Source organism: Mesorhizobium tianshanense (genome assembly GCF_007830515.1).
GTDB classification, from domain to species: Bacteria; Pseudomonadota; Alphaproteobacteria; order Rhizobiales; family Rhizobiaceae; genus Mesorhizobium; species Mesorhizobium tianshanense.
On the sequence record NZ_VLKT01000024.1, the window covers coordinates 68,758 to 95,515 of the forward strand.

Consider the following 26,758-nt stretch of genomic DNA (forward strand, 5'->3'; position numbering starts at 1 on the left):
CCGAGGAGGCCACATGTTCCAGACCTTTGATTCCGCCGGTGATCCCGCCGTCGGCAAGCCGCGTGTGGCGCTGCTGCGCCAATGGCTGGCGGCCAACGGGCTGGATGGCTTCATCGTGCCCCGTGCCGACGAGCATCAAGGCGAATATGTCGCCGACCGCTCGGCACGGCTGAAATGGCTGACCGGCTTCAGCGGCTCGGCCGGCGTCGCCATCGTGCTTGGCGACCGGGCCTTCATGTTCGTCGACGGGCGCTACACGCTGCAGGTGCGCCAGGAGGTCGATCTCGACATCTTTTCGATCGAAAGCCTGGTCGACAATCCGCCCGCCACCTGGATCAAGGACAATCTCGGCAAGGGCGTGCGGCTTGGCTTCGACCCGTGGCTGCAGACGCTCAGTGACGTGAAAGCGCTGAAGGCGTCGGCCGAAAAATCGGGCGCGACACTGGTGCCGCTCGAGAAGAATCCGATCGACGCCATCTGGGAGGACCAGCCCGAACCGCCGCTGGCGCCGGTCGAGCTCCATCCGATCGCCTTTGCCGGCGAACTGGCCAAGGACAAGCTGGCGCGGCTGGCGTCGGCCATCGGCAAGGATGGCGCCACCCATACCGTGCTGACCGACCCGTCCTCCATCGCCTGGGCTTTCGACATCCGCGGCGGCGACCTGCCGCACACGCCGCTTGCGCTCGGCTTCGCCGTGCTCGCCGCCGATGGGTCGCACCTGCTTTTCATGGACCAGCGCAAGTTCTCGCGCACCGTCGCGGCCTATCTGACGCAGCTCGCCGAACTGCACGAACCCGGTGAATTCGAAGCGGCGATCGCTGCATTGGCCAAGGATGGCGCAAAAATCGCGCTGGACCCGGTGCTGGCGGCGGAGAAGCTCAGGATGCTGGTCGAGGACAATGGCGGCACCGTCATTGCCGCGCCCGACCCTGCCCGCATTCCACGCGCAACGAAAAACCAGGCCGAGATCAACGGCGCCCGCGCCGCGCATCGCCGCGACGGTGCCGCCATTGCCAGGCTGCTCTGCTGGCTCGACCGCCAGGAACCCGGCACCCTCGACGAAATCGCGGTCGTCACCAAGCTCGAGGAGTGCCGCCGCAGCACCGGCGAGGAAACGCAGATGCCGCTGCGCGACGTGTCCTTCGACACCATCTCGGGTGCCGGTCCGAACGGCGCCATCATGCACTATCGCGTTTCCCGCGCCACCAGCAGAAAGCTCGGGGATGGCGAGCTGTTCCTGCTCGATTCCGGCGGCCAGTACCAGGACGGCACCACCGACATCACCCGCACCGTGCCGGTCGGCCATCCGACCGAGGAAATGCGCGAACGCTTCACGCTGGTGCTGAAGGGCATGATCGGCATTTCCATGCTGAGCTTTCCCCAGGGCACGCGCGGTTCCGAGATCGATGCCGTGGCGCGGCTGGCGCTGTGGAAGCATGGTTGCGATTTCGCCCATGGCACCGGCCACGGAGTCGGCTCCTATCTGGCCGTGCACGAGGGTCCGCAGCGCATCGCCAGGACCGGCACCGAAAAGCTGCTCGCCGGCATGATCGTCTCCAACGAGCCAGGCTACTACAAGGAAGGCTCCTATGGCATCCGCATCGAGAACCTCGTCCTGGTGACACCGACCGAGCCGATCGAGGGCGGCGACATCGCCATGCACGGCTTCGAGACGCTGACGCTGGCGCCGATCGACACCAGGCTGGTGCGATCCGACCTTTTGACGCGTGACGAGTTGCACTGGCTCGACGAATACCACGCACGCGTGCTGGCCGAGATCGGACCGATGCTCGACGGCGAAACGCTGGCCTGGCTGGAAAAGGCAACCGCACCGCTGCCGCACGACCTCAAGCAGTAGCGGGCGGTGTTGACCTTCGTTGAGATTGGGAGGCACAAAAAAACCGCCTCGGTGGACGGTCGTTGGCGCAAATCAGCACCATGAATAAATTCCTAGCATAACTGCCGTCACCTGTCAAGTTAAGACTACCCACAGTTGCGAGGCAACCGCTTCAGATTTGCGCTGCCCTCATTGCCCTGCCGGTGTCCAGCCGATAGATGAGTAACAGATTGAACCGGATACATGGGTAACAGTTTCTCCCCTATGCGTCCGCCGCAGCGCCGACGAGGCGAAAAGTCGATCAGCCAACGAACTGCCTGGCGAGGACCAGCACGGCGGCGCCGGCCAGAAACATCGTCATCAGCCCGCCGCGCTGTGAGACCAGCGCGGCGACGATCAATGCCGCCCATTCAGCCGGCCCGGCGCCAAGTGCCGCCGGCGCCACCAGCGTGGTCAGCACCGCCGCCGGCACGGCGTTCAGCCCAGCCTCGACGCGCGGATGGATGTTTTCGAAACGCGAGATCACCAGATGGCCGCCGATGCGGGTCAGATAGGTCGCGATCGCGCCGGCGATGATGATCCATAAGGTTGTGCTCATGGCCGCGCCTCCACGCCGCTGTGGTGCGGCGGCAGGATGACCGCGAGCAGCACGCCGGCCACTGCGCCAATGGAGGCGTGCCAGGGCGAGCCCACCGTTTTATAGGCGAGGATGGAGGCGGCGGCGCTGGCGACGACCACCGGCAGCCACAGCGGCCGTCTGCGAAAGCTCATGACCAGGCCGAGAAAATAGATCGGCAGCAGGAAGTCGATGCCCAGCGCATGCGTGTCGGGAATGAGCTTGCCGAACACCGCGCCGAGCGCGCTTTCGGTCACCCAGAACCCATAGACCGGCAGGGCAAGCCCCATATACCAGGCGAAGCCGACCGTCTCGCCAGCCTCCGCCTTGCGTTCGGCCACCGCGAACTGCGGATCGGTAAGCACGAAATAGCCTACCGCTTGCTGGACCAGCGGCCAGTGCGCGATGCGCCGGCCGATACCGGCGGAGTAAAGCACATGGCGGAAATTCACGGCGAAGATCGACAGCACGATCAGCCACGGCGCGACATGCTGGCCGAACAATTCGATGCCGACCATCTGGCTGGCGCCGCCGTAGACCATGGCGCTCATCAGGACGGCTTCGAGCACCGAAAAACCATTGTCGACGGCAAGCGCCCCGAACAGCAGCCCGAACGGCGCCGCCGCCACCACGATGGGCATCGAGAGCCGCACGCCTTGCCAGAAATCGCCTTTCGCGCGGTTTTCGGAGATTGCTTCCGCCGACATCGACCACTCCTTGGGGAAAGGCCGTATGTAGGGAGAGCCGCCTGCCTTGTCACACCAATTCGCTTGAGCCAACGATCAGCGGAAATGATCCCGACGACATTGACGCACGCCTCAGCTAACGAAATAGCGCTGCCATTCGAAGTCGGTGATATGCGATGCCTGCCAGGCGTCGAAGGCAGCCTGCTCGGCACGGCGGCTCTCGGCATAATTGTCGCGAAACACCTCGCCAAAGGCCTCGGCGCAGAAATCGGAACCGGCGAAGGCCTCGATCGACGCGTTGAGCGTGCGCGGCAACTTGGGTTTGTCGAGATTGGCCAGGTTGGATGTTACCGGCGCCTCGATCGGCAGGTCCTTCTCGATCCCCTCACAGCCAGCCGCAAGGATGGCCGCGATCGACAGGTAGGGATTGATGTCGGCTCCGGGCGCGCGATGTTCCAGCCGGCAGGCGCCATCATTGGGCGTGGTGATGACGCGGATCGGCGCGGTCCGGTTCTCAAAACCCCAGGCGACGTCTTCCGGTGACCACGCGCCGCGATCGAGGCAATCGCGATTGCCCTCCTCGAAGCGGGCGCATCCGTTACCGCCATCGACGTGAAGGCGCGACCGGCCTCGCTGGCTTCCCACAGCGATCGGCTCACTTTCGCGCAGGGCGACCTCACCGACGCCGCCTTCGTCGAGCAGATCGTCGGTACGGCAGGCCGTGAACGCGGCGGCATCGACTATCTCGCCAATGTAGCCGGCGTGCTCTGGTTCGGCCGCGACAAGTCCGCCCTCGACATGGATCTCGACGTCTGGGACGAAGTCTTCAACATCAACCTGAAGTCCTTCGTGCACACGGCGCGGTCGGTCGTTCCCTACATGCGCGCGGGCGGGCGCGGCGGCGCCATGGTCCATTTCTCGACCATCCAGTGGTATCGCGGCGATCCCAACCCGCAGGATGCCTACCAGGCATCGAAGGCGGGCGTCTGTGCCCTCTCCAAATCACTGACCATGCAGCTTGCCGGCGAACGCATCCGCTCGAACGCCATCTGCCCGGGCATGGCACTGACACCGCTGCAGGCGCGCTGGGACACCGAGGAGATGCGGACGGCCGTAGCGAATTACACACCGCTCGGGCGGATCGGGACACCGCAGGACATGGCCAACGCCGCGCTCTTCCTGCTCTCCGACGCGGCGAGTTACATCACCGGAATTGAACTTGCCGTCGACGGTGGGCTTTTGATGCGGATGTAGTCCCTATATCCGAATCGCGTCACGGACCGGGACCGCACGCGACCGCCCCCCTAATCCTTGGGAACCTTGCCCTCGATCGCCCTGCCCCAGTCGAGCAGCGGCTTGGCGCGCAAGGTGAAATCGACAAGCTCGTCGACCAATGCCGGCCCGTGGATTCCGGCCGGGTCGATCGCGTGCCGGACGACGAAATGCCGGTTGCGGATGGCTACGGCGAGATCGGCCTCCGCGACATGCTCGAAACCGCGTGGCGTTCGCTTCATGCACCCTTCCGTGTCCAGTTCGAGGCCGGCTTTCTTCAACGTCGCGATCAGGGTGCGGAATTCGCCCGGTCGCGTGGCGATGGCCTGGCGCATCGCCAGCAACAGCGCCGGCCCCGGCTGCCACCAGGCAACGCCGGCAAAACAGCGGTCGAGCCCGATATAGACGAACAAGACACCCTGCTCCATCTTGGTGCCGTCGGGCGAAAGGATTGCCGACAGATGCCGGTTGTAGGGCCGTTTGTCCTTAGCGAACCGCACGTCGCGATTGATCCGGAACAGTGACTTCTTGCGATCGCCGCGCAGACCCATCCCCGCTGCCGCGAAGCGCTCGGAGAGGGTTTCGACCAGATCGCCGAAGGGGTCGCGCAGCTCGCGTTCGAAGAGGTCGCGATTTTCCTGGAACCATTCCCGGTTTTGATGGAAATCGAGCGCCTTGAGGAAGGGAATGGCCTTTTGGCCGAAGCCGTCGAATGCGCCGGCCATTACGCCTTGCCGATCCGCTGCAACCAAGCGTCTTCGTCGATCACCTCGATGTCGAGTTCGGTGGCAAGCTTCAGCTTGGATCCTGCACCCGGTCCGGCCACGACGAGATCGGTCTTCTTCGACACCGAGCCGGCGACCTTGGCGCCGAGCTTTTCGGCCATCGCCTTGGCCTCGTCGCGCGACATTTTTTCCAGCGCGCCGGTGAAAACCACGGTCTTGCCTGAGACGGGCGAATCCGACACCGGCCGCTCGGCGTCGATCACTTCGACCTCGGCCGCCAGCTTCTCGACCAGTGCGCGATTGTGCTCCTCGCCAAAGTAACGCGCGACGGAATCGATCACGGCGTCGCCGATGTCGTCCAGCGCATCCATTTCCTCGCGCGCCTGCAGATCGCCATCGCCGATGGCCAACGCGGCATCGTGGAACGCTTTCCAGGATCCGTAGACGCGAGCGAAGGTGATGGCGGTGCGCTCGCCGACATGGCGGATGCCAAGGCCATAGATCATGCGATCGAGCGCGATCTTTCTCCGGTCCTCGATCGCCGCAAACAGTTTTGCCGCTGACGTCTCGCCGAAGCCGTCCTTGTCCCTGAGCTTTTTCAGGTTCGCCGCGTCGCGCCGGGCGATCGAAAAGATGTCGGCCGGGCTCTTCACCGGCAGGTCCGCGTCGTTGAAGAACAGTTCGATCTGCTTTTCACCGAGCCCCTCTATGTCGAAGGCGCGCCGCGAAACGAAATGGCGTAGGTGTTCGATGCGCTGATAAGGACACGCGAATTCGCCGCTGCAACGCCTGACCACGCCCTCGATGCCACCTGCCGTCTCCTCGCGCACCACCGCAGTATGCAAATCGCAAGGGCAGACGGTCGGAAACGCGAACGGCTTTGCATCGGCCGGCCGCTTCTCCAGGTCGACACCAAGGATCTGCGGAATGACGTCACCGGCGCGTTGGATGTGAACCGTGTCGCCGATCATCACGCCAAGCCGCTCTATCTCCTCGGCATTGTGCAGCGTCGCATTGGTCACCACGACGCCGCCGACCGTCACCGGCACCAGCCGCGCCACCGGCGTCAGCGCGCCGGTGCGGCCGACCTGGATGTCGATGCCGGAAAGGATCGTCGACGCCTTCTCGGCCGGGAATTTGTGCGCGATCGCCCAGCGCGGCGAGCGCGAGACGAACCCCAGCCGCTGTTGCAGGTTGAGGCTGTTCACCTTGTAGACGACGCCGTCGATGTCGTAGCCCAGCGTCGCCCGGTTGGATTCGATCAGCCGGTATTGTTCGAGCAGCCCCTCGACACTGTCGAACAGCTTCATCAGCGGGTTGACCTTGAAGCCGAAACGTTCGAACGCCGCCACCATGCCCATCTGCGTGTCGGCAGGCATTTTGCTCACCTCGCCCCAGGCATAGGCGAAAAAACGCAGTGGTCGGCTGGCGGTGATCGAGGTGTCGAGCTGGCGCAAGGAGCCTGCCGCGGAATTGCGCGGGTTGGCAAAAACCTGCTTTCCGGCTTCGGCATTGCGGCGATTGAGCTCGGCGAAATCGGCGAGGCGCATATAGACCTCGCCACGCACTTCCAGCACCTTGGGGAAATCCTCGGTAAGCACGTTGGGGATCTCGGCGATAGTCCGGGCGTTGGCCGTCACGTCCTCGCCGACTTGGCCGTCGCCGCGCGTCGCCGCCGACACCAGCCGTCCGGCCTCGTAACGCAGCGACAGCGACAGGCCGTCGATCTTCGGCTCGGCCGTCATGGCCGGCTCGTCGGCACCGAGCCTGAGAAAACGCCGGATGCGGCCGACGAAGTCGGTCACATCCGCGTCGGCAAAAGCGTTGTCGAGCGACAGCATGGGAATGGCATGGACAACCTTGCCGAACCTTTCCGACACTGCTGCGCCGACTCTGCGTGACGGCGAATCCTCGCGCACAAGAGCGGGAAACCGCTGCTCGATGGCGAGGTTGCGCCGCCGCAACGCGTCGTAGGCCGCGTCCGAAATCGTCGGCGCGTCCTCGGCATGGTAACGCAAATCGTGGCTGGCGATTTCCTCGGCCAGTCGCTTCAACTCGCTTGCGGCCTCCCTTTCGCTGAGCGAATCGACTGGTTTTTCGGCCATGCACTGCTCCCTTCACGGTGGCGCGACACAATAGAACAGGATTCTCTCATAAGGGAGAGACCAGACACGGGAAAATCATTCCTGAACAGCGGGATGGAGCCATATCCTGACTCTGTCCGAAAGGCCGGACTTTCTGTGTCGGACAGCGTCCAAAGCGCGTCGCGTTTGAACGGATTCATGCGACGCGCTTTAAGCCTTGTTTTTATGCATGTCGTTATCGCAAAACCGCTGCACACTTTTGCGCGACATGCACTAGCTAAGCCGCCGCGGTGTTCTCCCGCAGCAGCCGCTCGGCTGCCGCGCGCGCCTCGTCGGTGATGGTCGCCCCGGCAAGCATCCGCGCGATCTCTTCCTGGCGCGCCGCCCGGTCCATCTCCGCGATGCCGGTGGCGACGCGATCGGCCCCGCCGGATTTGGAGATCAGGAAGTGCGTCGCCGCCCGTGCCGCCACTTGCGGCGCGTGCGTAACCGAAAGCACCTGCACGCGCTTCGACAACCGCGCCAGCCTTTGGCCGATGGCGTCCGCCACCGCGCCGCCAACGCCGGTGTCGATTTCATCGAAGACCAAAGTCGGCGCCGAGCCGCGGTCGGCCAGCGCCACCTTCAGCGCCAGCAGGAACCGCGAAAGCTCGCCGCCGGAGGCGACTTTCATCATCGGGCCCGGTCTTGTGCCGGGATTGGTGCGCACCCAGAACTCGACCTGATCGATGCCCTCTTCCATACGGCTTTCGGCCTCGCTTGCCATCTCGACGATGAACGCGGCCCGTTCGAGCTTCAATGCCGGCAATTCGGCCATCACCGCCTTGGTCAATCCGGCCGCCGCCGCCTGGCGAAGCGACGAAAGTTGCGCCGCGGAAATGTCATAGGCCTCGCGAGCAGCGGCGGCCTGCTTTTCCAGCCCGTGCAGGCGCTCCTCGCCGGCATCGAGATCGGCGAGATCGGCCGCCATCGTATCACGCAATTGCGCCAGGTCGTCGACCGCCACGCTGTGCTTGCGTGCGGCGGCACGCAACGAAAACAGCCGCTCCTCGGCCTGTTCCAGCCGCTGCGGATCATACTCGGTGGCGCGAAGTGCCGCGTCCACGCCCGATTGCGCCGCGTCGAGCGACAGCATCGCCTCGTCGAGCGATTTGACCACGTCGTCGAGCAGGCCGGGCGCCTCGGTCACCTTGCGCTGCAGCCGCCGCAACAGGCTGGCGAGTTGCGGCAAGGGCGAGGACGGGCCCGAGAGCACATCTTGCGCATCATGGATTTCCGAGGCGATCTTTTCCGCCCGCATCATCGAGGCGCGCAGTTCGGCAAGGTCGGCTTCCTCACCGGGCTGGGGGTCGAGCTTCGTCAATTCGGCGACCGCGGCGCGCAGATAGTCGGCCTCGCGGGTCGCCGCTTCCACCTTGGCGCGGTGTCGCGAAAATTCCTGCTCACAGGCCCGCCAGTGCCGCCATGCCTCGCCGGTCGCGCGGACGGCGCCGAGATGACCGCCGAAGCTGTCCAGCAATTCGCGATGGGCGCCGGGATCGACCAAGGCGCGCTCGTCATGCTGGCCGTGAATCTCGACCAGCGCGTGGCCGACATCGCGCATCAGCGTTACGCTGGAGGGCTGGTCGTTGACGAAGACGCGGGTACGGCCATCCGCCGTCTGCACGCGGCGCAGGATGATGTCGCCATCATCATCGATGGCGTTGTCGGCAAGCAGCATGCGGGCAGGATGGTTGCGCGGCACGTCGAACACGGCGATGACCTGGCCCTGTGCCGCACCATGGCGCACCAGCGAAGCGTCGCCGCGGGCGCCAAGCGCCAGCGACAGCGCGTCGAGCAGGATGGATTTTCCAGCGCCGGTCTCGCCGGTCAGCACCGAAAGGCCGGACGAAAAGTCGATGTCCAGCTTCTCGATCAGAACGATATCGCGGATCGACAGCCGGGAAAGCATGGCGACGCGCCGCTTCAGGCGCCGGTGATCAGCTTCCCGGCCTTGGAGATCCACGACCCGGCACTCTCGCGCGGCTCGAGTCCACCAGTCTGCAGGAGCTTGTAGGAATCCTTGTACCACACGCTGTCGGGGTAGTTGGTGCCGAGCACAGCCGCGGCAGTCTGCGCTTCCGACGTCAGCCCCATCGCGTAGTAGCTTTCGGTGAGACGGGCAAGCGCCTCCTCGACATGGCGCGTGTTGGAATAGGTCTCCACCACAGTGCGGAACCGCTTGACGGCGGCGATGTATTCACGCCGCTCGAGATAGTAGCGGCCGATCTGCATCTCCTTGCCGGCGAGCTGGTCGTTGGCGAAGCGGATCTTTTCCTTGGCGTCGTCGACATATTCCGAATCGGGCCAGCGCGTCACCAGATCCTGCATCGTCTGCACGGTCTGACGCGCTTCCTTCTGGTCCTGGGTGACGTCCTTGATCTGCCGGTAGTAGCTGAGCCCGATGATGTACTGGGCATAGGCGGCGTCGTCGGTCGTCGGATAGAGCGTGAGATAGCGCTTGGCCGAACCGATCGCCTCGGTATAGTTGCCCTGGCGATAATCGGCAAAGGCGCCCATCACCATCGATTTGCGGGCGTATTCCGAATAGGGATGCTGGCGGTCGACCGCACCGAATTTGCGGCTCGCCTCCTGCAGGCGCCCCGCATTCAGATTGGCAAGGCCCTGATTGTAGAGAACATCGGCCGGCTCGGTCTGCTCGACATAGGTCGACAGGTCGACATCCTTCTCGGACGACATGCAGGCCGACAGGAACAGCGATGGCACGACCACCGAAAGCGCCAGGAAAACAGCCCGCTGCGGCGCTTCCGATTGACCAACTCGCTTGAAAAACATGATTGGATTCCGCCCTTTCGGCGCCATTTCAGTCGTCATTCGCTCTGGGGCAGCAGCCATAAACCATAACCGCCATGCCCGGCAACGCTATCTCCGGCCAATCGCACATTTTTGTGGCGGTCTGGCGCAGCCTGCACACTTGCATGATTTCGCCGGCCGACGATGCATTCCTGCAACACAGGCCGGCGGCTATAAAACCCCGAAAAACGTTAAGAATCAGATCATCCAGGGCGCGTAAACGGGCGCATAGACGGCGTTCATCTCGGCGGTGCGACCGCGCTCGCGGCGTGTCGTCTCGACGATCTCGAACGCCGAACGGTCCGACAGAAGGCGGCGCAGCGCTGCCGCGTTCAGCCTGTGGCCGCCGCGATAGGAACGGAAGCAGCCAATGAACCGGGCGCCGGCCAGCGCCAGATCGCCCAAGGCGTCCATTGTCTTGTGCCGCACGAACTCGTTGGGATAGCGCAAGCCTCCCACGTTGATGACGCGGTTGTCGTCGCCGATCACCAGGGAGTTTTCCAGCGAAGAGCCAAGCGCATAGCCAGCCGCCCACAGCCGCTCGACGTCCTTCATGAAGCCAAAGGTGCGGGCGCGCGCGATATCGCGGCGGAAAATGTCGGCGTTCATGTCGGATGCGAAGAGCTGACGGCCGATCGCCGGACTTTCGAAATCGATCTCGATCTCGAAGCGCGTGCCGTCATAGGGCCTGAATTCCGCCCAGGAGGCACCGTTCTCGATGCGAACCGGCTTGATCACCCGGATGTAGCGGCGCTTGACCGGCAGCGTATCGACGCCCGCCTGCTCGATAGCCTCCACGAACGCCATGGCGCTGCCGTCAAGGATCGGAACCTCGTGGCCGTCGATCTCGATGACGATATTGTCGATGCCGAGCCCGAAAAGCGTGGCCATCAGATGCTCGACGGTGGCGATATGCTCGCCTGCCGGATCGCCGAGCATGGTGCACAGATCGGTGGCGCCGACTTCGGAAACAAGCGCGCGGAACTCACGGCTCTCGCTTCCGCTCGAAAGCTGGAACACGACACCCGTATCAGCGTCTGCCGGCAGGAAATGAACGGTAACAGGCTTGCCGCTGTGAACGCCGGTGCCCGTCAGCGTCGCACGCGATTTAAGTGTCGTCTGATAGTCCTGCAAGACAAACCCCATAGCCCACTGCCCAAGTCCGCTTTATCAACCCGAAGGGCACGGCTCTTGATTTGATCGGCTGGCAGGGGCCACTTCCCCCGAATCCCGGCAAACCGACGTTGGTCGGAGGCGAAGATAGTGATCCGGCAGGGAGACTCCAAATCACGGTTTCTTACTTTCTGTAACCGCAAGCAGAGGTGTGCATGGTCACCTAATATACTGTTTTAAAAGCACTTTTTGCGTTAACAGGCAAACAATCCCTTGTCTGCCTGTTAACAATTATTACGGACCGTTATCAGATCAATTGGCCTGGCGGCGCAGGAACGCCGGAATCTCCAACTGATCGTCTTCCTGGACAGCCCTGCTCTGCGGCGTCAGCCGGCCCTGATCGTCCAACTGGCCACGGCGCGGCGCGTAAAGCTGCGGATCCTGGCTGGCAAGGCGGCGCACTTCGGGCGCCGCCTGGCGCAGTTTCGGCTCGCGCGGCTGCGCCGGCTGCAACCGTGCAGGCTCCTCTTCGCGGCGGGTAAGGCCGTTCGTCAGGCGCTTGAGCAGTCCCATCGGTCCGCTGTTCTCATGATCGGCGGCCGGACGGCCCTTGGCTTCCACTTCGGCTTTCACCACCGGCGGGAAGTCCTCGACACGCGGCATGCGCTGGGGGGCCGCGGCGACCGGCTGAAGCACTTCGCGCTGCGGCGCGGGCTGCATCGGCTGCTGCTGCACGATCGGCTGCGGCTGGGCCGGCGGCGCCTGGAAGATCTTGCTCTGCGGGCGGAAATCTTCCGCATGGGCAGCCGACGCGGGACGCGCCATCGCCGCGGCATTCGCCTCGGCAAGCTGGATCGCCTCGGCTACGGGATCGACGGCGCGTGGCTCGTAGCCGCCCTGCTGGACAGGCGCCGGACGGCTTTCCGCGGGCGGAGCTGTCGGGCGGCTGACCGGCTTTGGCGGAGCCGTGCGGATGGCGATCGGCGCGGCGGCGATTTCAGCCGCCGATTTGTCGATGCCGGTCGCGACCACCGAGACGCGAATGACGCCTTCGAGATCCTCGTCGAAAGTCGCACCCAGAATGATGTTGGCTTCCTGATCGACCTCCTCGCGAATGCGGGTCGCCGCCTCGTCGACTTCGAACAGGGTCAGGTCGCGACCGCCGGTGATTGAGATCAGCAGGCCCTTGGCGCCCTTCATCGAGGTCTCGTCGAGCAGAGGGTTGGCGATCGCGGCTTCGGCGGCGGCCATGGCGCGGCCCTCGCCGGAAGCCTCGCCCGTCCCCATCATCGCCTTGCCCATCTCGCGCATGACCGAGCGGACGTCGGCGAAGTCGAGGTTGATCAGCCCCTCCTTGACCATCAGGTCGGTAATGCAGGCGACGCCGGAATAGAGCACTTGGTCGGCCATGGCGAAAGCATCGGCGAAGGTCGTCTTGTCATTGGCCAGCCGGAACAGGTTCTGGTTGGGGATGACGATGAGGGTGTCGACACATTTCTGCAATTCCTCGATGCCCAAATCCGCCGTCTTCATGCGGCGCTGGCCTTCGAAATGGAACGGCTTGGTGACGACGCCGACGGTGAGAATCCCCTTCTCACGAGCGGCACGTGCAACGACCGGCGCGGCCCCGGTGCCGGTGCCGCCGCCCATGCCGGCAGTGACGAAGCACATATGGGTGTTGGAGAGATGATCGACGATCTCGTCGATGCATTCTTCCGCCGCCGCGCGCCCGACTTCCGGCTGCGATCCCGCACCCAAGCCCTCGGTGACATGCGCGCCGAGCTGGATCAGGCGGTCCGCCTTGGACATGGTCAGCGCCTGTGCGTCGGTATTGGCGACGACGAACTCGACGCCGCGCAAGCCCGCGGTGATCATGTTGTTGACGGCATTGCCGCCGCCGCCGCCGACACCGAACACGGTGATACGCGGCTTGAGCTCGGTGATGTCCGGCTTTTGCAGATTGATGGTCATTGTCTCCGTCCTTTGCCTTTCCCGCCGCTTCGCCGCTGCGGCCGCCTATGGGGCTGCCCCCGTCAATTTAAAAACTGTCTCTCAACCACTGACTCATTCGATGCAGTTTTCCGCCCGTTCCAGTCATCCTGAGACCAGAAATTCCTTTCGCCGGATGGCTCTCGAAGCTTGCCATCTGCGGATAGATCAGAAGCCCGACCGGCGTCGAGAAGGCCGGCCCCTTGGCCGCCTCCGGCAGGCCCGCCACGCCGAGCGGACGGCCGATGCGCACGTTGCGTCCGAGAATACGGCGCGCCGCCTCGGGCAGGCCGGAAAGCTGGCTGGCGCCACCGGTCAGCACGACGCGCTTGCCGACGGCGTTGCCGTAGCCGGACCTGTTCAGCCGGTCGCGCAACATTTCGAGCGTCTCGTCGATGCGCGCCCGGATGATGCGCGTCATCACCGAACGCGGTACCTGCAGCGGCACCTCGCCATCCTCGCCGATCGGCTGTATCGAAACCAAGTCGCGGTCGTCGGCACTGCCGGGCAGCGCCGAGCCATGCATCACTTTCAGCCTCTCGGCGGCGTCGAGCGAGGTCGACAGGCCCTTGGCCATGTCCAGCGTGACGTGGTTGCCGCCGATGGCGATGGCGTCGCCGTGAATGAACTTGCCTTCCGAAAAGACCGAGATCGTCGTCGTGCCGCCGCCCATGTCGATGCAGGCCGCGCCCATCTCGAGTTCGTCGTCGACCAGTGCGGCGAGCCCACTGGCATAGGGCGTCGCCACCATGCGCTCCACCGACAGGTGCGAACGGTTGATGCATAGCTCCAGATTGCGCAAGGGTGCGGCGTCACCGGTCAGCACATGCATGTCGACGCCAAGCTGGTCGCCGACCATGCCGCGCGGATCGCGCACGCCGCGCTCGGCGTCCAGCGAAAATCCGACGGGAAGCGAATGGATCACCTCGCGCTCGGCCCGGAGCGCCTGCTTGGCGCCGGCGGCAAGCACGCGCCTGATATCGGCCTCGTCGGCTTCGTGGCCGCCGAGGTTGATGGTTGCCGAGAAGCTTTCGCTCTTCAGCCGGCCGGCCGTCATGTTGACGATCAGTGAATCGACAGTCAGGCCAGCCATGCGCTCGGCGGCATCGACGGCTAGGCGGATGGCGTGCTCGGCCCTGTCGAGATCGACGACGACGCCCGATTTGACGCCTTGCGATTTCTGGTGGCCGATGCCGATCACCTGGATGCGATGCGAACGCCCGCGCAGCAGCTTGCCGTCCTCGCGCGGCTTGAGCTTGGCCACCACGCAGCAGACCTTGCTGGAACCGACATCCAGCACCGTCAGGGTGCCGGACCGGCGCGACGAGGCGTCGCTGTTGCCGCCAAGCCAGCTCATATTTTCGTCTCCGGCTTGCGCTTCGGCATTTTCGGCTTTTCCTTGAGCGCGGCCTCGCGCTGCATCGCCGCTTCCGGCGTCAGTTGGACGACGAGACGGTCGGAAAGGCGCATGTCGACGGCGGCGATGTCGCGCGTCAGCAGCCCGTTCTCGCGATCCATCCTGACCAGATCGGCGATCGCCTGATCCTCGCCATCCTCGGGAAGCTTGACCGTGATGCCGTTCTCCAGCTTCAGGTCCCAACGCCGTTCGCCGATGCGGATATAGCCTTTGACCCGCGCGGCAAGCTCCGGGTATTTTTCGATCCTCGCCAGGAAATCCGGCGCCTTGGCCGGCGCGCCGGTGCCGACGATCAGCGGCAGCAATGCCTGCTTGCCGCCGGAGAACGGCGCGATCACCGCGCCGGACCGCTCGATGACGGAAAGCTCGCTGCCCTGTTGCCAGAGCGCAAAGGGCTCACGCTCCTCGATGCGCACCTCCAGCGTGTGCGGATAGACCTTGCGCACCGCCGCAACCTCGACCCAGGGCAGCGTGGCTATGCGCTCCCGCGCGGCTTCGGCATCGAAGCCGATCAGCGACGTCCAGCCGTCGAGCTGCATCCTGTCGAGAATATCGATCTCGGAGGTTGCGCGGTTGCCTACCACCTTGATCTGATCGACGGCAAAACCGGTGCGGGCGGTGATGCCCTGAACGATGCCGTCGACGTGCCCGCCGAGATAGGCGCCATAGGCAGTGCCCAACACGAGCAGCGCCGCCGACAGGATGGCCGCGGAGAAAGGCGGCACCTCGAAGTCGTCCTCGCCCAGGCGCGCCAGCACGCGCGCCGGCCGGCGAAGCAGACGCGGCAGCACGAAGTGATCGAACGACAGCGGCATGCCGAACAGCGTCGGCCCGGTCGCGCCCTTCCCCTTGCCCTGTCCCCACTTCAACGCAGACACGAAGCGTCCTCCACCATCCAACTCAACAAATCGCCGAACGAGTGCCCCGCTTGCGCAGCGATTTCTGGCACCAAGGATGTCGGCGTCATGCCCGGCTGAGTGTTGACCTCGAGCCAGACAATTTCGCCGTTCTCGGAGTGTCGATCATCATAACGGAAGTCCGACCGGGAAACGCCCCGGCAGCCGATAGCTTGGTGAGCCTTGAGCGTCAGTGTCTGTATTTTTTGGTAAATATTCGGTGAAATTTTTGCAGGGCATTCGTGTTTTGATCCGCCCGCGACGTATTTTGAATCATAGTCGTAGAAGGAATGGCCGGTCGGGATGATCTCGCAGACGCCGAGCGCGACGTCACCCATCACCGCGCAAGTCAACTCGCGCCCGTGCACGTAGCGCTCCACCATGACGGTGTCGCCATACTTCCAGTCGGACGAACCGATGACCTGCGGCGGATGCGACTGGCCTTCATGCACGATGACGACGCCGAAGCTCGACCCCTCGTTGACCGGCTTGACGACATAGGGCGCCCTCATCGGATGCTTGCCCTGGATGGCGAAGCGATTGACCACCTTCGATTCCGCAACCGGAATGCCGACGGCTTTGGCGACCCTCTTGGCTTGCTCCTTGTTCATGGCAAGCGCCGAGGCGAGCACGCCGGAATGAGTGTAGGGAATGGCAAGATATTCGAGGATGCCCTGGATGGTGCCGTCCTCGCCGAACGGGCCGTGCAGCGCATTGAAGGCAACATCAGGCTTGAGCTCGGCGAGCACAGAGCCGACATCGCGCGAAACGTCGACGCGAGTGACCTGGTAGCCTTCCTTCTCGAGCGCATCGGCACAGGCATTCCCCGAAGACAGAGACACGGGCCGCTCGGACGAGAATCCCCCCAGCAGAACGGCCACATGCTTGCTTTTCATTTCCCGTCATCCCCTCTCACGGCGGGCCGGCATCTCTCGATCAGAGCAGTCTTTGCTCTCACGATTTCCGCGACTTTGAGTCCGAGTCTCCCGGCAGGTTGCCCCCCAGACGGAAAACGCGGGAAACGCGTCGAACGACTCAAATCAGGAAACGCTTTCGAGCAGAGAATCAGAGAGTTGATTCGCTGGCAAGTGCTTACGATTCCGAGAGATTCACTTTCCGTAAAAACGGCCACAAAAACTGCGCTGTGAGTCTTTGGCGCAACGGTCGCGCGGTGATTTCACACCGTTTGAAGTTCAAGCATCACATGAACATCCGACGGCGCTAAAGTAGCTGTCCGAGGAACTCCTGGACCTCGTGCCCCGGCCGGAAATTGCCGATGCGCTTGATTTCCCAATGCAGCCGGATGCCCGACTTTTCGAGCACGCGCGTGCGCACGGTCTCGCCAAGATATTCGAGGTCGTAGCCGGTCGCCGTTCCCGTGTTGATCATGAAGTTGCAGTGCATCGGCGACATCTGCGCGCCGCCGATCATCAACCCCCGACAGCCCGCTTTGTCGATCTCCTTCCAGGCCGAGGTGCCTTCCGGATTCTTGAAGGTCGAGCCGCCGGTCTTTTCGCGGATCGGCTGCACGGTCTCTCGATGGTGCTGGACAGCATCCATCGCAGCCTTGATCTTGGACTTGTCTCCCAGAACACCTTCGAACAGCGCCGATGTGAAGATCAACCCGGCAGGCGCGGCCGAATGGCGATAGGCGTAGCCCATATCGGCGTTGCTCAGCGTATGCACATTGCCCTTACGGTCGAGCGCCCGCACCTCGACGACGCGCTCGCTCGTCTCGGCGCCATTGGCGCCGGCGTTCATCCGCAGCGCGCCGCCGACGGCGCCCGGAATGCCGTGGTAAAACTCAAAGCCGCCTATGCCGGCCTGGTAGGCAACCGCCGCAAGGCGCTTGTCGGGCGTGGCAGCTCCCGCCTTGATCGTGGTCGGCGCAATCACTTCGGCCTCGCCAAAGCCCTTGGCCGAAAGCCGGATGACGAAGCCCGCAATGCCGCCGTCGCGGACAAGCAGGTTCGATCCGACGCCGACGATGGTCAGCGGTATTTCTTCGGGAACCGCCCTCAGGAAAGCGGCGAGATCGTCCTCATCGGCCGGCTGGAACAGCGCGTCGGCCAGCCCGCCGGCGCGGAACCAGGTGATCTTGTCCATCTCGGCATTGGGCGTGATGCGGCCGCGCAGGCCGGCAAGCCGGCCGCCAAGCTTGTCGATCAACGCCTGGCCGCGCATCATGAAACCGTCCCGCCGAGTTCCCCGGGCAGCGCGTAAGCCCATTGCGTGATATTGCCGGCGCCGAGGAAGACGATGAGATCGCCTGGTTTCGCCAGGTCGCGGATAACAGGCGCGATCGCCGCGGGGCCTTCGATGTAGCGCGCGTCGCGATGGCCGCCGGCGCGGATGCGGAACACCAGTGCCTCGGAGGTCACCCCGTCGATCGGCTCTTCGCCTGCCGCATAGACCGGCGCCACCATCACCGTGTCGGCATCGTTGAAGCAGACGGAAAACTCGTCGAACAGGTCATGCAGCCGGGTGAAGCGGTGCGGCTGGGCAATGGCGATAACGCGGCCCTTGGTGGCGTCGCGCGCCGCCTTCAGAACCGCCGTGATCTCGACCGGATGGTGGCCGTAGTCGTCGAAGATTTCGACGCCGTTCCACGAACCGGTACGGGTGAAGCGCCGCTTGACGCCGGCGAAGGACGACAGGCCCTTCCTGATCGCCTCGGCCGAAAGGCCGAGTTCGTGCGCGACGGCGATCGCCGCGGTCGCGTTGGAGACGTTGTGACGGCCGGGCATCGGCAGGCGCAGGCCCGATATCGTCGACTGGTCGCGGGTCTTGCGGTCGCGGATCACCACGTCGAATTCCGAGGTCGGGCCGTCCATCCGGTGATTGGTGAAACGCACGTCTGCCTGCGCGTTCTCGCCATAGGTGATGACGCGTCGGTCCTCGATGCGGCTGACCAGCGCCTGCACCTCCGGGTGGTCGGTGCACATGACGCCGAAGCCGTAGAACGGCACGTTCTCAACGAACTGGCGAAAGGCCTCGCGCACTTTGTCGAAGGAGCCGTAATGGTCGAGATGCTCCGGATCGATGTTGGTGACGACGGCAATCTCGGCCGGCAGCTTCAGGAAGGTGCCATCGCTCTCGTCGGCCTCGACCACCATCCATTCGCCGTCGCCCATGCGGGCGTTCGTGCCATAGGCATTGATGATGCCGCCATTGATCACGGTCGGATCGAGCCCGCCGGCTTCGAGCAGCGTCGCCACCATCGAAGTCGTCGTCGTCTTGCCGTGCGTGCCGCCGATGGCCACCGCCTGCCGGAAGCGCATCAGTTCGGCCAGCATCTCGGCGCGACGGACGACGGGAAGCAGTTTCTCGCGCGCGGCCTTCAGCTCCGGATTGGATTTCTTGATCGCCGTCGAGACGACAACCACTTCGGCATCGCCGATATTGTCGGCGTGATGACCGACAAAGCACTCGATGCCCTCGTCGCGCAGCCGCTGCACGTTGGCGCTGTCGGCCTGGTCGGACCCTTGCACCTTGTAGCCGAGATTGTGCAGCACCTCGGCGATGCCGCTCATGCCGATGCCGCCGATGCCGATGAAATGCACAAGGCCGATCGTCTGCGGCATCTTCATGCGTGCGTCTCCTTCCTGAAGTCCGAAACGGTTTTCTTCGACGCAATAGCCTCTGTCAGATCGGCGAGCAACCGTGCCGCGTCCGGTTTTCCGGCCGACTTCGCCGCCGCCGCCATTGTGGCCAGCCGCTCAGGATCGTCCATCAGCGTCCCGACGAGCGTGGCGATGCGTTCGGACGAAAGCGTGGATTGCGGATGCACTTCGGCGCCGCCTGCCGCCGCCAATGCCGCGGCATTGGCGGCCTGGTCGTGGTCGAGCGCGTGGGGATAGGGCACCAGCAGCGCCGGCCGGCCGATCACCGCGATTTCCGATACGGTCGATGCGCCGGACCGCGACATCACCAGATGCGCCGCAGCCATGCGCGCCGCCATGTCGGTGAAGAAGGGCGACACCTCGGCCTCGACGCCAAGGGCGGCATAGGCCGCCCTGACCCGCTCCACATCGTCGGCGCGCGCCTGTTGCGTGATATCAAGCCGCTTGCGTTGCGCGTCGGAAAGCTGTCCGATCGCCGCCGGCATCGCGTCGGAAAAGAACTGTGCCCCCTGGCTGCCGCCGAACACCAGAAACCGGAACGGCTGCTTGCCCGTAGACGCCACATAGGGCGTCTTCGCCGCCTCCAGCACTTGCGGCCTGACCGGATTGCCTGTCGTCACTGTCTTGACGCCCGCGGCACTTGAATCCTCCGGCAAAAACCCACCGGCGATGGCATCGACGCGGCCGGCCAGCGCCCGGTTGGCGCGCCCCATCACCGCGTTCTGCTCGTGGATGAGCGTCGGTACCTTGCGCCGCGTCGCGGCATAGAGCGGCGGCAGCGTCGGATAGCCGCCGAAACCGACCACGACGGCGGGCTTGATCCGGCCGATCACGGCGGATGCCTGCCGCACGCCGCCCCAGATTTTCCAGAAGGCGGCGAGCATCGCAAAGGGATTTTTCGAACTCATCGTCGCCGACTTGATCGGATGGATGCTTGCTGCCGGAAACTGGCCGGCAAAACGCTCGGCACGATCATCGGTGGCGAGATGCACCGTCCAGCCGCGCCCGGTCAGCTCGTGCGCCAGCGCCTCGGCCGGGAAGAGATGCCCGCCCGTGCCGCCGGCCGCCAGAAGGATGACCCCCGTCGCCATTTCACTCCGCCGCCATCGCGCGCTGCGACGGTGCGAAGCCCAGCTGCTTGCGCTTTTCCGGCCGCCTGCGTGTCAGCGCCAGCACCATGCCCATCGAGATGGCGATGGCGATCTGCGAGGAGCCGCCATAGGAGATGAACGGCAAGGTCATGCCCTTGGCCGGCATCAGCTGCAGATTGACGGCCATGTTGATGACCGACTGCAGACCGAACACCGTGACCAGGCCGCCAACCGCATAGCGCGTGAAATCGTCCTGCTCTTTGAGCGCGGTGCTGAGCCCGCGCAGCACGATGAAGGCGAAGATGGTCATGATGAAAAAGCACATGATCAGTCCGAATTCCTCGCCGGCGACCGAGAAGACGAAGTCGGCATGGCTGTCGGGTATGACCCGCTTGACGGTGCCCTCGCCCGGCCCGACACCGAACCAGCCGCCGTTGATCAGCGCATCGCGGCCCATGTCGACCTGGAACGTGTCGCCTTCGCCGGTCATGAAGCGGTCGATTCGGCCGGCGACGTGCGGAAACACCGTATAGGCGGCGAACACGCCGCCGACGCCGGCAGCGCCCAGCGCGATGATCCACAGCCATGGCAACCCGGCCATGAAGAACATCACCCCCCAGGTGCCGAGCACCAGCATGGTCTGGCCGAAATCCGGCTGCGCCACCAGCAGAGAAATGACGAGGGCCAGCAGCAGCATGGCGAAAAGATTGCCCGGAATGTCGGGCTGGCGCTTGTGTTCGGCAAACAGCCAGGCGCAGATGACGACGAATGCCGGTTTCAGGAATTCCGACGGCTGGATCGACACGCCGGCGAGCGACACCCAGCGCCGCGCGCCCTTCACCTCGACGCCGATGTACAGAACCGCCACCATCAGCACCAGCATGATGCACAGCATGGCCAGGGCCATGCGCCTGATCTGCCGCGAGTCCAGGAAGGAGACGACCAGCATCATGCCAAGGGCGGGGATCGTGAAGATGATCTGGCGTGTGGCGAAGTGGAAACTGTCGAGGCCGATGCGCTGGGCTACCGCCGGGCTCGCCGCGAAGGACAGCACGATGCCGAGCCCCATCAGCGACAGGAACGCAGCCAGGAACCAGCGATCGACCGTCCACCACCAGGTGGCAACTGGGCTTTTGTCGAGACGGCTTTGCATTATCGTGTCCCTCCGATGGGCTTCACGCCATCAATTATGCTCGCGGCCTGCCTAAAGGCTTCGCCGCGCACTTCGAAATTCTTGAACTGGTCGAAACTGGCGCAGGCCGGCGAAAGCAGCACCACCACCTCGCCGTTGTTATCATCCTTGGCCGCGTCGCTTGCGGCGTGTTCGACCGCTGCGGCCAGCGTGCCCGAGATCTCATAAGGCACCGCCTCGCCGAGCGTCGCCGAAAAGGCCGGTGCGGCTTCGCCGATCAGATAGGCCTTGGCGATGCGCGGAAAAAGGCCGCGCAACGGCTCGATGCCGCCCTCCTTCGGCAACCCGCCGGCGATCCAGTAGATGCGCGCAAAGCTGGACAATGCGGGCGCTGCCGCATCGGCATTAGTGGCCTTGGAATCGTTGATGAAAAGCACATGGCCCTTGCGGCCGACCTGCTCCATGCGGTGCGCCAGCCCGGGAAAGCTCTCCAGCCCCGATTGGATCTCGCCCAGCTCGAGCCCGACCTTGAGACAGGCGGCGACGGCGGCCAGTGCATTCTGCGCATTGTGCTGGCCGCGCAGCGAGCCGATGCCTTCGAGAAAGGCAACGCGACTGTAACGGCCATGCACCGCTTCCATCAGATCGGTGCCGTCGGCGAAGTAACCGTCGGTCAGCGGCAGGCGCCGGGAAATGCGGATGACGTGCTGGCCTGCCCGCTCCAGCCGGTCGGCGGTCTGGGCGCCCCAGGAATCGTCGACACCGATGATGGCGGTTTCGCTGCCGGCCGCCAGCCGTTCCTTGATCGCGGCGTAGTGCTGCATCGTGCCGTGGCGGTCGAGATGATCGGGCGTCAGGTTGAGCAGGACGCCGGCTGTCGGATTGATCGAGGGCGCAAGGTCGATCTGGTAGGACGAGCATTCCACGACATAGTGCCGCCCGGGCTCCGGCGGATCGAGCGTCATCACCGCGCGACCGATATTGCCGCCCATCTGCGTGTCGCGCCCGGCCGATTTCAGGATATGCGCCGTCAGCGCCGTGGTCGTCGATTTGCCATTGGTTCCGGTGATGGCGATGAAGGGTGCTGCCGGCGCCAGCAAGGTCCGCTCGCGGCAGAAAAGCTCGATGTCGCCAATGATCTCGACGCCTGAAGCGCGCGCGAGTTCCACCGTCCAGTGCGGCTTCGGATGCGTCAGCGGCACGCCGGGCGACAGCACGAAAGCCGAGAACTTCGCCCAGTCGGCGCCGCGCAGATCGCCGGTCGCGATGCCAACGGCCTCGGCCTTGGCGACGCTGTTGGGATTGTCGTCCCAGGCCAGCACGTCCGCTCCGCCCTCGATCAGCGCGCGCGCCGTGGCAACCCCGGAGCCGCCGAGCCCGAAGAGCGAAACGCGCTTGCCTGCGAAGGATGCGGCGGGGATCAAGTGGCCTCCTATCTGAGCTTCAGGGTCGATAGGCCGACCAGCGCCAGGATGACGGCGATGATCCAGAAGCGGATCACCACTTGGCTTTCGGTCCAGCCGAGCTTTTCGAAATGGTGGTGGATCGGCGCCATTAGAAACACGCGCTTGCCGGTCATCTTGAAGTAGCCGACCTGGATAATGACCGACAGGATCTCGACGACGAACAGGCCGCCGACGATGACCAGCACGATCTCGTGCTTGGTGGCGACCGCGATCGTGCCGATCAGGCCGCCCAGGGCCAGCGATCCGGTATCGCCCATGAAGATCGCCGCCGGCGGGGCGTTGAACCATAGGAAGCCGAGGCCGGCGCCGATGACCGCGCCCAGAACCACCGCCAGTTCGCCGGTGCCGGGCACGAAATGGATCTGCAGATATTCGGCGAACACCGCATTGCCGGAGAGATAAGCGATGACGCCGAAGGAGGCCGCCGCGATCATGATCGGCACGATCGCCAGCCCGTCGAGGCCATCTGTCAGATTCACCGCATTGCCGGCGCCGACGATGACGAAGCAGGAGAACGGGATGAAGAACCAGCCGAGATTGATGAGAAATTCCTTGGCGAAGGGAAAAGTCAGCGACGACGAGAACGGCGCCTGGCCGTTGTGCATGATTACCCAGGCGGCGATGCCGGCGATGACGAATTCAAGCCCCAGCCGCGCCTTGCCGGAAAAGCCGAGATGCGATTGCTTCGTCACCTTGAGATAATCGTCGTAGAAGCCGATCGAGCCGAAACCGAGCGTCACCAGCAGCACCACCCAGACATAGATGCTGGACAGGTTCGCCCACAAAAGCGACGAGCCGACGATGCCGCACAGGATCATCAGCCCGCCCATGGTCGGCGTGCCGGCTTTCTTGAAATGCGTCTGCGGCCCGTCGGCGCGGATCGGCTGGCCCTTGCCCTGCCGCAGCCTCAGCGAATTGATGATGGCCGGCCCGAAGATGAAGACGATCAGCGCCGCGGTGATCAGCGCGCCGCCGGTGCGGAAGGTTATGTAGCGGAAGACGTTGAAGACCGAGATCTTGTCCGCGAATTCGACGAGCAGTGTGAACATGCGATGCGGTCCCCGGACCTGGCTCTAGGTCTGTTTGACGGTTGTGGTCATGGCCGGAAATTTTCCGAGCAATGCGTCGACCAGCTTGGAAAAGCCGATGCCTTTCGACGATTTGATCATCACCACATCGCCAGGCTTCAGCGCCGACAGAAGCACCAGCTTCAGATCCTCGGCACTGGGGCGATACTCCGTCTCGATCTCGTCGGGCAGGACATCGGCCAGCGCCCGCATTTCCGGGCCGGCGAGGAAGACCGTGCGCGTCTCGGTGCCCACGATGAGACCGGCAAGTGCCGCATGCAGCTTCGCCGAGTGGTCGCCGAGTTCGAGCATGTCGCCGAGCACGGCGATGCGCCTGCCTTCGCCCGACACCGGCGTCGCGTTGAGCAGCGCCATTGCAGCGCTCATCGACGCCGGATTGGCGTTGTAGCTCTCGTCGATCAGCGTGATCGGCCCCTTGGGGTGGCGCAGCACATGGCGCTTGCCGCGTCCGCGCTCGGCTGAAAGATCGGCCAGCGCTAGCGCCACCCTGGCGATGTCGGCGCCGACCAGATGTGCGGCGCCCAGCACGGCCAGCACATTCTGCACCATGTGTCGGCCCGGCGCGCCAACCCTGGCGGTGATCTCCTGTCCGCCGATCTTGGCGGTGATGACGGAATGATCGGCATGCAGCGCACATTTGAGCAGTTTGAAGGTCGCACGGGCATTCTCGCCAAACCCGTAAATGTGCTCAACGCCGGCGGCTCTCGCCATCTTGTCTAGAAGCTTCCAGCGCGGATCGTCGCGGTTGAGAAGGACTGCACCGTCCGGCTCCAGTCCCTCGAAAATCTCGGCCTTGGCCTTGGCGATTTCGTCCAGGTTGCGGAAAAAGCCGAGATGTGCCGCCGCGATCAGCGTGACAAGGGCGACATGCGGCCGGACCATCTTGACCAGCGGCCGGATCTCGTCCGGATGGTTCATGCCGATCTCGAAGACGGCGTAGTCGCAATCCGCCGGCATCCGCGCCAGCGTCAGCGGCACGCCCCAGTGATTGTTGAAAGACTGGGCCGACGCGTGCACCTTGCCGACCGAAGACAACACATGGCGCAACGCTTCCTTGGTGGTGGTCTTGCCCGCCGAACCGGTCACCGCGATGATCCTGGCGTTCGAGCGCGCGCGGGCGGCCAGCCCTAGCTTTTCCAGCGCGGCCAGCACGTCCTGCACGACGATCATCGGCGCCGTCAGCCGCCCTAGCGACGGCAGCTTGCCCTCGGCGACGACCAGCACGCCGGCGCCGGCCTTGATGGCGGCGGTCGCGAAATCATGGCCGTCCATCGCCTCGCCCTTGATGGCGAAGAAGGCATCGCCCGGTTGCAGGCTGCGGCTGTCGATCGAGATGCCGGAAACGCCCTCCGGCATCTGACCGAGCGGCCGTCCGCCCATGGCTGCGACGAGATCCTGGGAGGTCCACAGAAAACTCATGCGGCTTGCTCCTGGAGCGCGGAGCGGACCTCCTCATGGTCGGAAAAATGCAGCGTCTCGGCGCCGATGGTCTGGCCTTCCTCATGGCCCTTGCCGGCCACGATCAGCGTGTCGCCGGCATGGAGCATGGCGACGGCCTCGTGGATCGCCCTGCGCCGGTCGCCGACCTCGATGGCGCCGGGTGCAGCGGCAAGGATCGCTGCGCGGATCGTTTCGGGCACTTCCGAGCGCGGATTGTCGTCGGTGACGATGACGATATCGGCGAGCCGCGTGGCGATCTCGCCCATGATCGGACGCTTGCCCCGGTCGCGGTCGCCGCCGCAGCCGAACACGATGATGACGCGACCGGTGGTGAACGGCCGTACCGATGCCAACACGTTTTCCAGCGCGTCCGGTTTGTGCGCGTAATCGACGTAGACCGGCGCGCCGTTGGATGTCGTGCCAACGAGGTCGAGCCGACCCGGCGCGCCTTTCAATTTCTCCAACGCCATCAGGGCTTTGGCGGCAGGCGTTCCAGTGGAGATGGCGAGGCCCGCCGAAACCAGGGCATTGGCTATCTGGAAATCGCCGGCCAGCGGCAGGTCGACCTCGTGGAGAACGCCATCGACTTCCACCTCGGCACGTTGGCGGTGGCGCTCGTGCTCGACCCGCTTCAGTCGCAGGAAGGCGCCATGACGGCCGACCGTCAGCACGTCCAGCCCCGCCGCCCTCGCCGCCCGGATCGTCGGCTCCGACCACGGATCGTCGGCAAAGATCACGGCCGGCGCGCCCTTCGGCAGCAGCGTGTCGAACAGGCGCAGCTTGGCGCGATGATAGTCCTCGACCGTCGGGTGATAATCCATGTGGTCGCGGCCGAGATTGGTGAAGCCGCCAGCCGCAAGCTTCACGCCGTCGAGCCGGCGCTGGTCGAGGCCATGGCTGGAGGCCTCCATCGATGCGTGGGTGACGCCGGCATCCGCCAATTCCCTCAACAGCCTGTGCAGATCAACCGGATCGGGGGTGGTCAGCGAGCCATATTCGTTCCGGCCCGGCGCCACCACGCCGGTCGTGCCGATCGAAGCCGCGGTAAAGCCTGACTGCTCCCATATCTGCCTGGTAAACGCCGCAACCGATGTCTTGCCGCTGGTGCCGGTCACCGCGACCATGGTTTGCGGTTGACCGCCGAAGTAGCGGGCGGCGCTCAGCGCCAGCGCAAGGCGCGGATCGTCGACGACGATAACCGGCACCCGCAGGCCGGCGACGGCGCTGCCCTTGCCGGCCACGATCGCCGCTGCGCCGCGTTCGGCGGCATAGGCGGCATAGGCCGCGCCATCCGCCTTGGTGCCGGTGAGCGCAAAGAAGACCACGCCCGGTCTCACCTGGCGGGAATCCGACGAAATCCCGGTAACCTCCACATCGAAGGAAGCTGTTCCCTCGACAGGCAGGATACCGGCTAGATCTTTCAGCTTCAT

At 64.5% G+C, this 26,758-nt stretch carries 22 protein-coding genes; 2 read left to right on the forward strand and 20 right to left on the reverse strand.

Annotation, left to right across the window (positions count from 1 at the left end; translation table 11 throughout):
* Window positions 1-13 precede the first annotated feature (13 nt).
* Complete coding sequence (locus IQ26_RS19580; protein WP_145719996.1) at window positions 14-1,858, forward strand: aminopeptidase P family protein; 1,845 nt, start codon at window positions 14-16, stop codon at window positions 1,856-1,858.
* Between the two features lie 280 nt (window positions 1,859-2,138).
* Here the strand turns inward: IQ26_RS19580 and IQ26_RS19585 are convergent, their stop codons facing one another.
* The 3 genes from IQ26_RS19585 to IQ26_RS19595 form a co-directional block, all read right to left on the reverse strand.
* Window positions 2,139-2,435: an AzlD family protein gene (locus IQ26_RS19585; RefSeq protein ID WP_145719997.1), complete on the reverse strand. Its 297-nt coding sequence runs from the start codon at window positions 2,433-2,435 to the stop codon at window positions 2,139-2,141.
* Window positions 2,432-3,160 carry an AzlC family ABC transporter permease gene (locus IQ26_RS19590; RefSeq protein WP_145719998.1) on the reverse strand — a complete coding sequence of 243 codons (729 nt, stop codon included), beginning with the start codon at window positions 3,158-3,160 and terminating at the stop codon, window positions 2,432-2,434. The genes IQ26_RS19585 and IQ26_RS19590 overlap by 4 nt, the downstream gene beginning before the upstream one ends.
* 111 nt (window positions 3,161-3,271) lie before the next feature.
* A complete protein-coding gene (locus IQ26_RS19595; protein WP_240547176.1) occupies window positions 3,272-3,784 on the reverse strand; it encodes a type I glutamate--ammonia ligase in 513 nt (170 codons plus the stop codon).
* Here IQ26_RS19595 and IQ26_RS19600 point away from each other — a divergent pair.
* A complete protein-coding gene (locus IQ26_RS19600; protein WP_240547177.1) occupies window positions 3,752-4,393 on the forward strand; it encodes an SDR family NAD(P)-dependent oxidoreductase in 642 nt (213 codons plus the stop codon). The genes IQ26_RS19595 and IQ26_RS19600 overlap by 33 nt on opposite strands.
* A 50-nt stretch (window positions 4,394-4,443) precedes the next feature.
* Here the strand turns inward: IQ26_RS19600 and IQ26_RS19605 are convergent, their stop codons facing one another.
* The 17 genes from IQ26_RS19605 to IQ26_RS19685 all read right to left on the reverse strand — a co-directional run bounded on the left by IQ26_RS19605 (window position 4,444) and on the right by IQ26_RS19685 (window position 26,758).
* Entirely contained in the window at window positions 4,444-5,136 is a 693-nt protein-coding gene (locus tag IQ26_RS19605) for a DUF2461 domain-containing protein (RefSeq protein WP_145719999.1), read from the reverse strand.
* Complete coding sequence (gene ligA / locus IQ26_RS19610; protein WP_145720000.1) at window positions 5,136-7,241, reverse strand: NAD-dependent DNA ligase LigA; 2,106 nt, start codon at window positions 7,239-7,241, stop codon at window positions 5,136-5,138. Before ligA ends, IQ26_RS19605 begins: the two co-directional genes overlap by 1 nt.
* Window positions 7,242-7,497: 256 nt before the next feature.
* Window positions 7,498-9,171: a DNA repair protein RecN gene (recN, locus tag IQ26_RS19615; protein ID WP_145720001.1), complete on the reverse strand. Its 1,674-nt coding sequence runs from the start codon at window positions 9,169-9,171 to the stop codon at window positions 7,498-7,500.
* A 14-nt stretch (window positions 9,172-9,185) separates the two neighbouring features.
* Window positions 9,186-10,055 (reverse strand): outer membrane protein assembly factor BamD, encoded by an 870-nt coding sequence (locus IQ26_RS19620; RefSeq protein WP_145720002.1) that lies wholly within the window; start codon window positions 10,053-10,055, stop codon window positions 9,186-9,188.
* A gap of 216 nt (window positions 10,056-10,271) precedes the next feature.
* The gene (lpxC, locus tag IQ26_RS19625) at window positions 10,272-11,219 is read right to left on the reverse strand and encodes a UDP-3-O-acyl-N-acetylglucosamine deacetylase (protein ID WP_145720003.1); all 948 of its coding nucleotides are present in this window, start codon (window positions 11,217-11,219) and stop codon (window positions 10,272-10,274) included.
* A gap of 279 nt (window positions 11,220-11,498) precedes the next feature.
* Entirely contained in the window at window positions 11,499-13,157 is a 1,659-nt protein-coding gene (gene ftsZ, locus IQ26_RS19630) for a cell division protein FtsZ (protein WP_145720004.1), read from the reverse strand.
* Between the two features lie 67 nt (window positions 13,158-13,224).
* A complete protein-coding gene (ftsA, locus tag IQ26_RS19635; RefSeq protein WP_145720005.1) occupies window positions 13,225-14,532 on the reverse strand; it encodes a cell division protein FtsA in 1,308 nt (435 codons plus the stop codon).
* The gene (locus tag IQ26_RS19640; protein WP_145720006.1) at window positions 14,529-15,470 is read right to left on the reverse strand and encodes a cell division protein FtsQ/DivIB; all 942 of its coding nucleotides are present in this window, start codon (window positions 15,468-15,470) and stop codon (window positions 14,529-14,531) included. Before IQ26_RS19640 ends, ftsA begins: the two co-directional genes overlap by 4 nt.
* Window positions 15,458-16,384: a D-alanine--D-alanine ligase gene (locus tag IQ26_RS19645; protein WP_145720007.1), complete on the reverse strand. Its 927-nt coding sequence runs from the start codon at window positions 16,382-16,384 to the stop codon at window positions 15,458-15,460. Before IQ26_RS19645 ends, IQ26_RS19640 begins: the two co-directional genes overlap by 13 nt.
* Before the next feature lie 325 nt (window positions 16,385-16,709).
* A complete protein-coding gene (gene murB / locus IQ26_RS19650) occupies window positions 16,710-17,675 on the reverse strand; it encodes a UDP-N-acetylmuramate dehydrogenase (protein WP_145720008.1) in 966 nt (321 codons plus the stop codon).
* Window positions 17,672-19,078: a UDP-N-acetylmuramate--L-alanine ligase gene (gene murC, locus IQ26_RS19655; RefSeq protein ID WP_145720009.1), complete on the reverse strand. Its 1,407-nt coding sequence runs from the start codon at window positions 19,076-19,078 to the stop codon at window positions 17,672-17,674. Before murC ends, murB begins: the two co-directional genes overlap by 4 nt.
* Window positions 19,075-20,202, reverse strand: coding sequence for an undecaprenyldiphospho-muramoylpentapeptide beta-N-acetylglucosaminyltransferase (gene murG, locus IQ26_RS19660; RefSeq protein WP_145720010.1), 1,128 nt, complete (start codon window positions 20,200-20,202; stop codon window positions 19,075-19,077). The genes murC and murG overlap by 4 nt, the downstream gene beginning before the upstream one ends.
* Before the next feature lies 1 nt (window position 20,203).
* Window positions 20,204-21,355, reverse strand: coding sequence for a putative lipid II flippase FtsW (gene ftsW, locus IQ26_RS19665; RefSeq protein ID WP_145720011.1), 1,152 nt, complete (start codon window positions 21,353-21,355; stop codon window positions 20,204-20,206).
* The gene (murD, locus tag IQ26_RS19670) at window positions 21,355-22,758 is read right to left on the reverse strand and encodes a UDP-N-acetylmuramoyl-L-alanine--D-glutamate ligase (protein WP_145720012.1); all 1,404 of its coding nucleotides are present in this window, start codon (window positions 22,756-22,758) and stop codon (window positions 21,355-21,357) included. The genes ftsW and murD overlap by 1 nt, the downstream gene beginning before the upstream one ends.
* An 8-nt stretch (window positions 22,759-22,766) precedes the next feature.
* Window positions 22,767-23,849, reverse strand: coding sequence for a phospho-N-acetylmuramoyl-pentapeptide-transferase (mraY, locus tag IQ26_RS19675; RefSeq protein WP_145720013.1), 1,083 nt, complete (start codon window positions 23,847-23,849; stop codon window positions 22,767-22,769).
* Window positions 23,850-23,873: 24 nt separating this feature from the next.
* On the reverse strand, window positions 23,874-25,307 hold the full coding sequence (locus tag IQ26_RS19680) for a UDP-N-acetylmuramoylalanyl-D-glutamyl-2,6-diaminopimelate--D-alanyl-D-alanine ligase (RefSeq protein WP_145720014.1): 1,434 nt from the start codon (window positions 25,305-25,307) through the stop codon (window positions 23,874-23,876).
* On the reverse strand, window positions 25,304-26,758 hold the full coding sequence (locus IQ26_RS19685; protein WP_145720015.1) for a UDP-N-acetylmuramoyl-L-alanyl-D-glutamate--2,6-diaminopimelate ligase: 1,455 nt from the start codon (window positions 26,756-26,758) through the stop codon (window positions 25,304-25,306). The genes IQ26_RS19680 and IQ26_RS19685 overlap by 4 nt, the downstream gene beginning before the upstream one ends.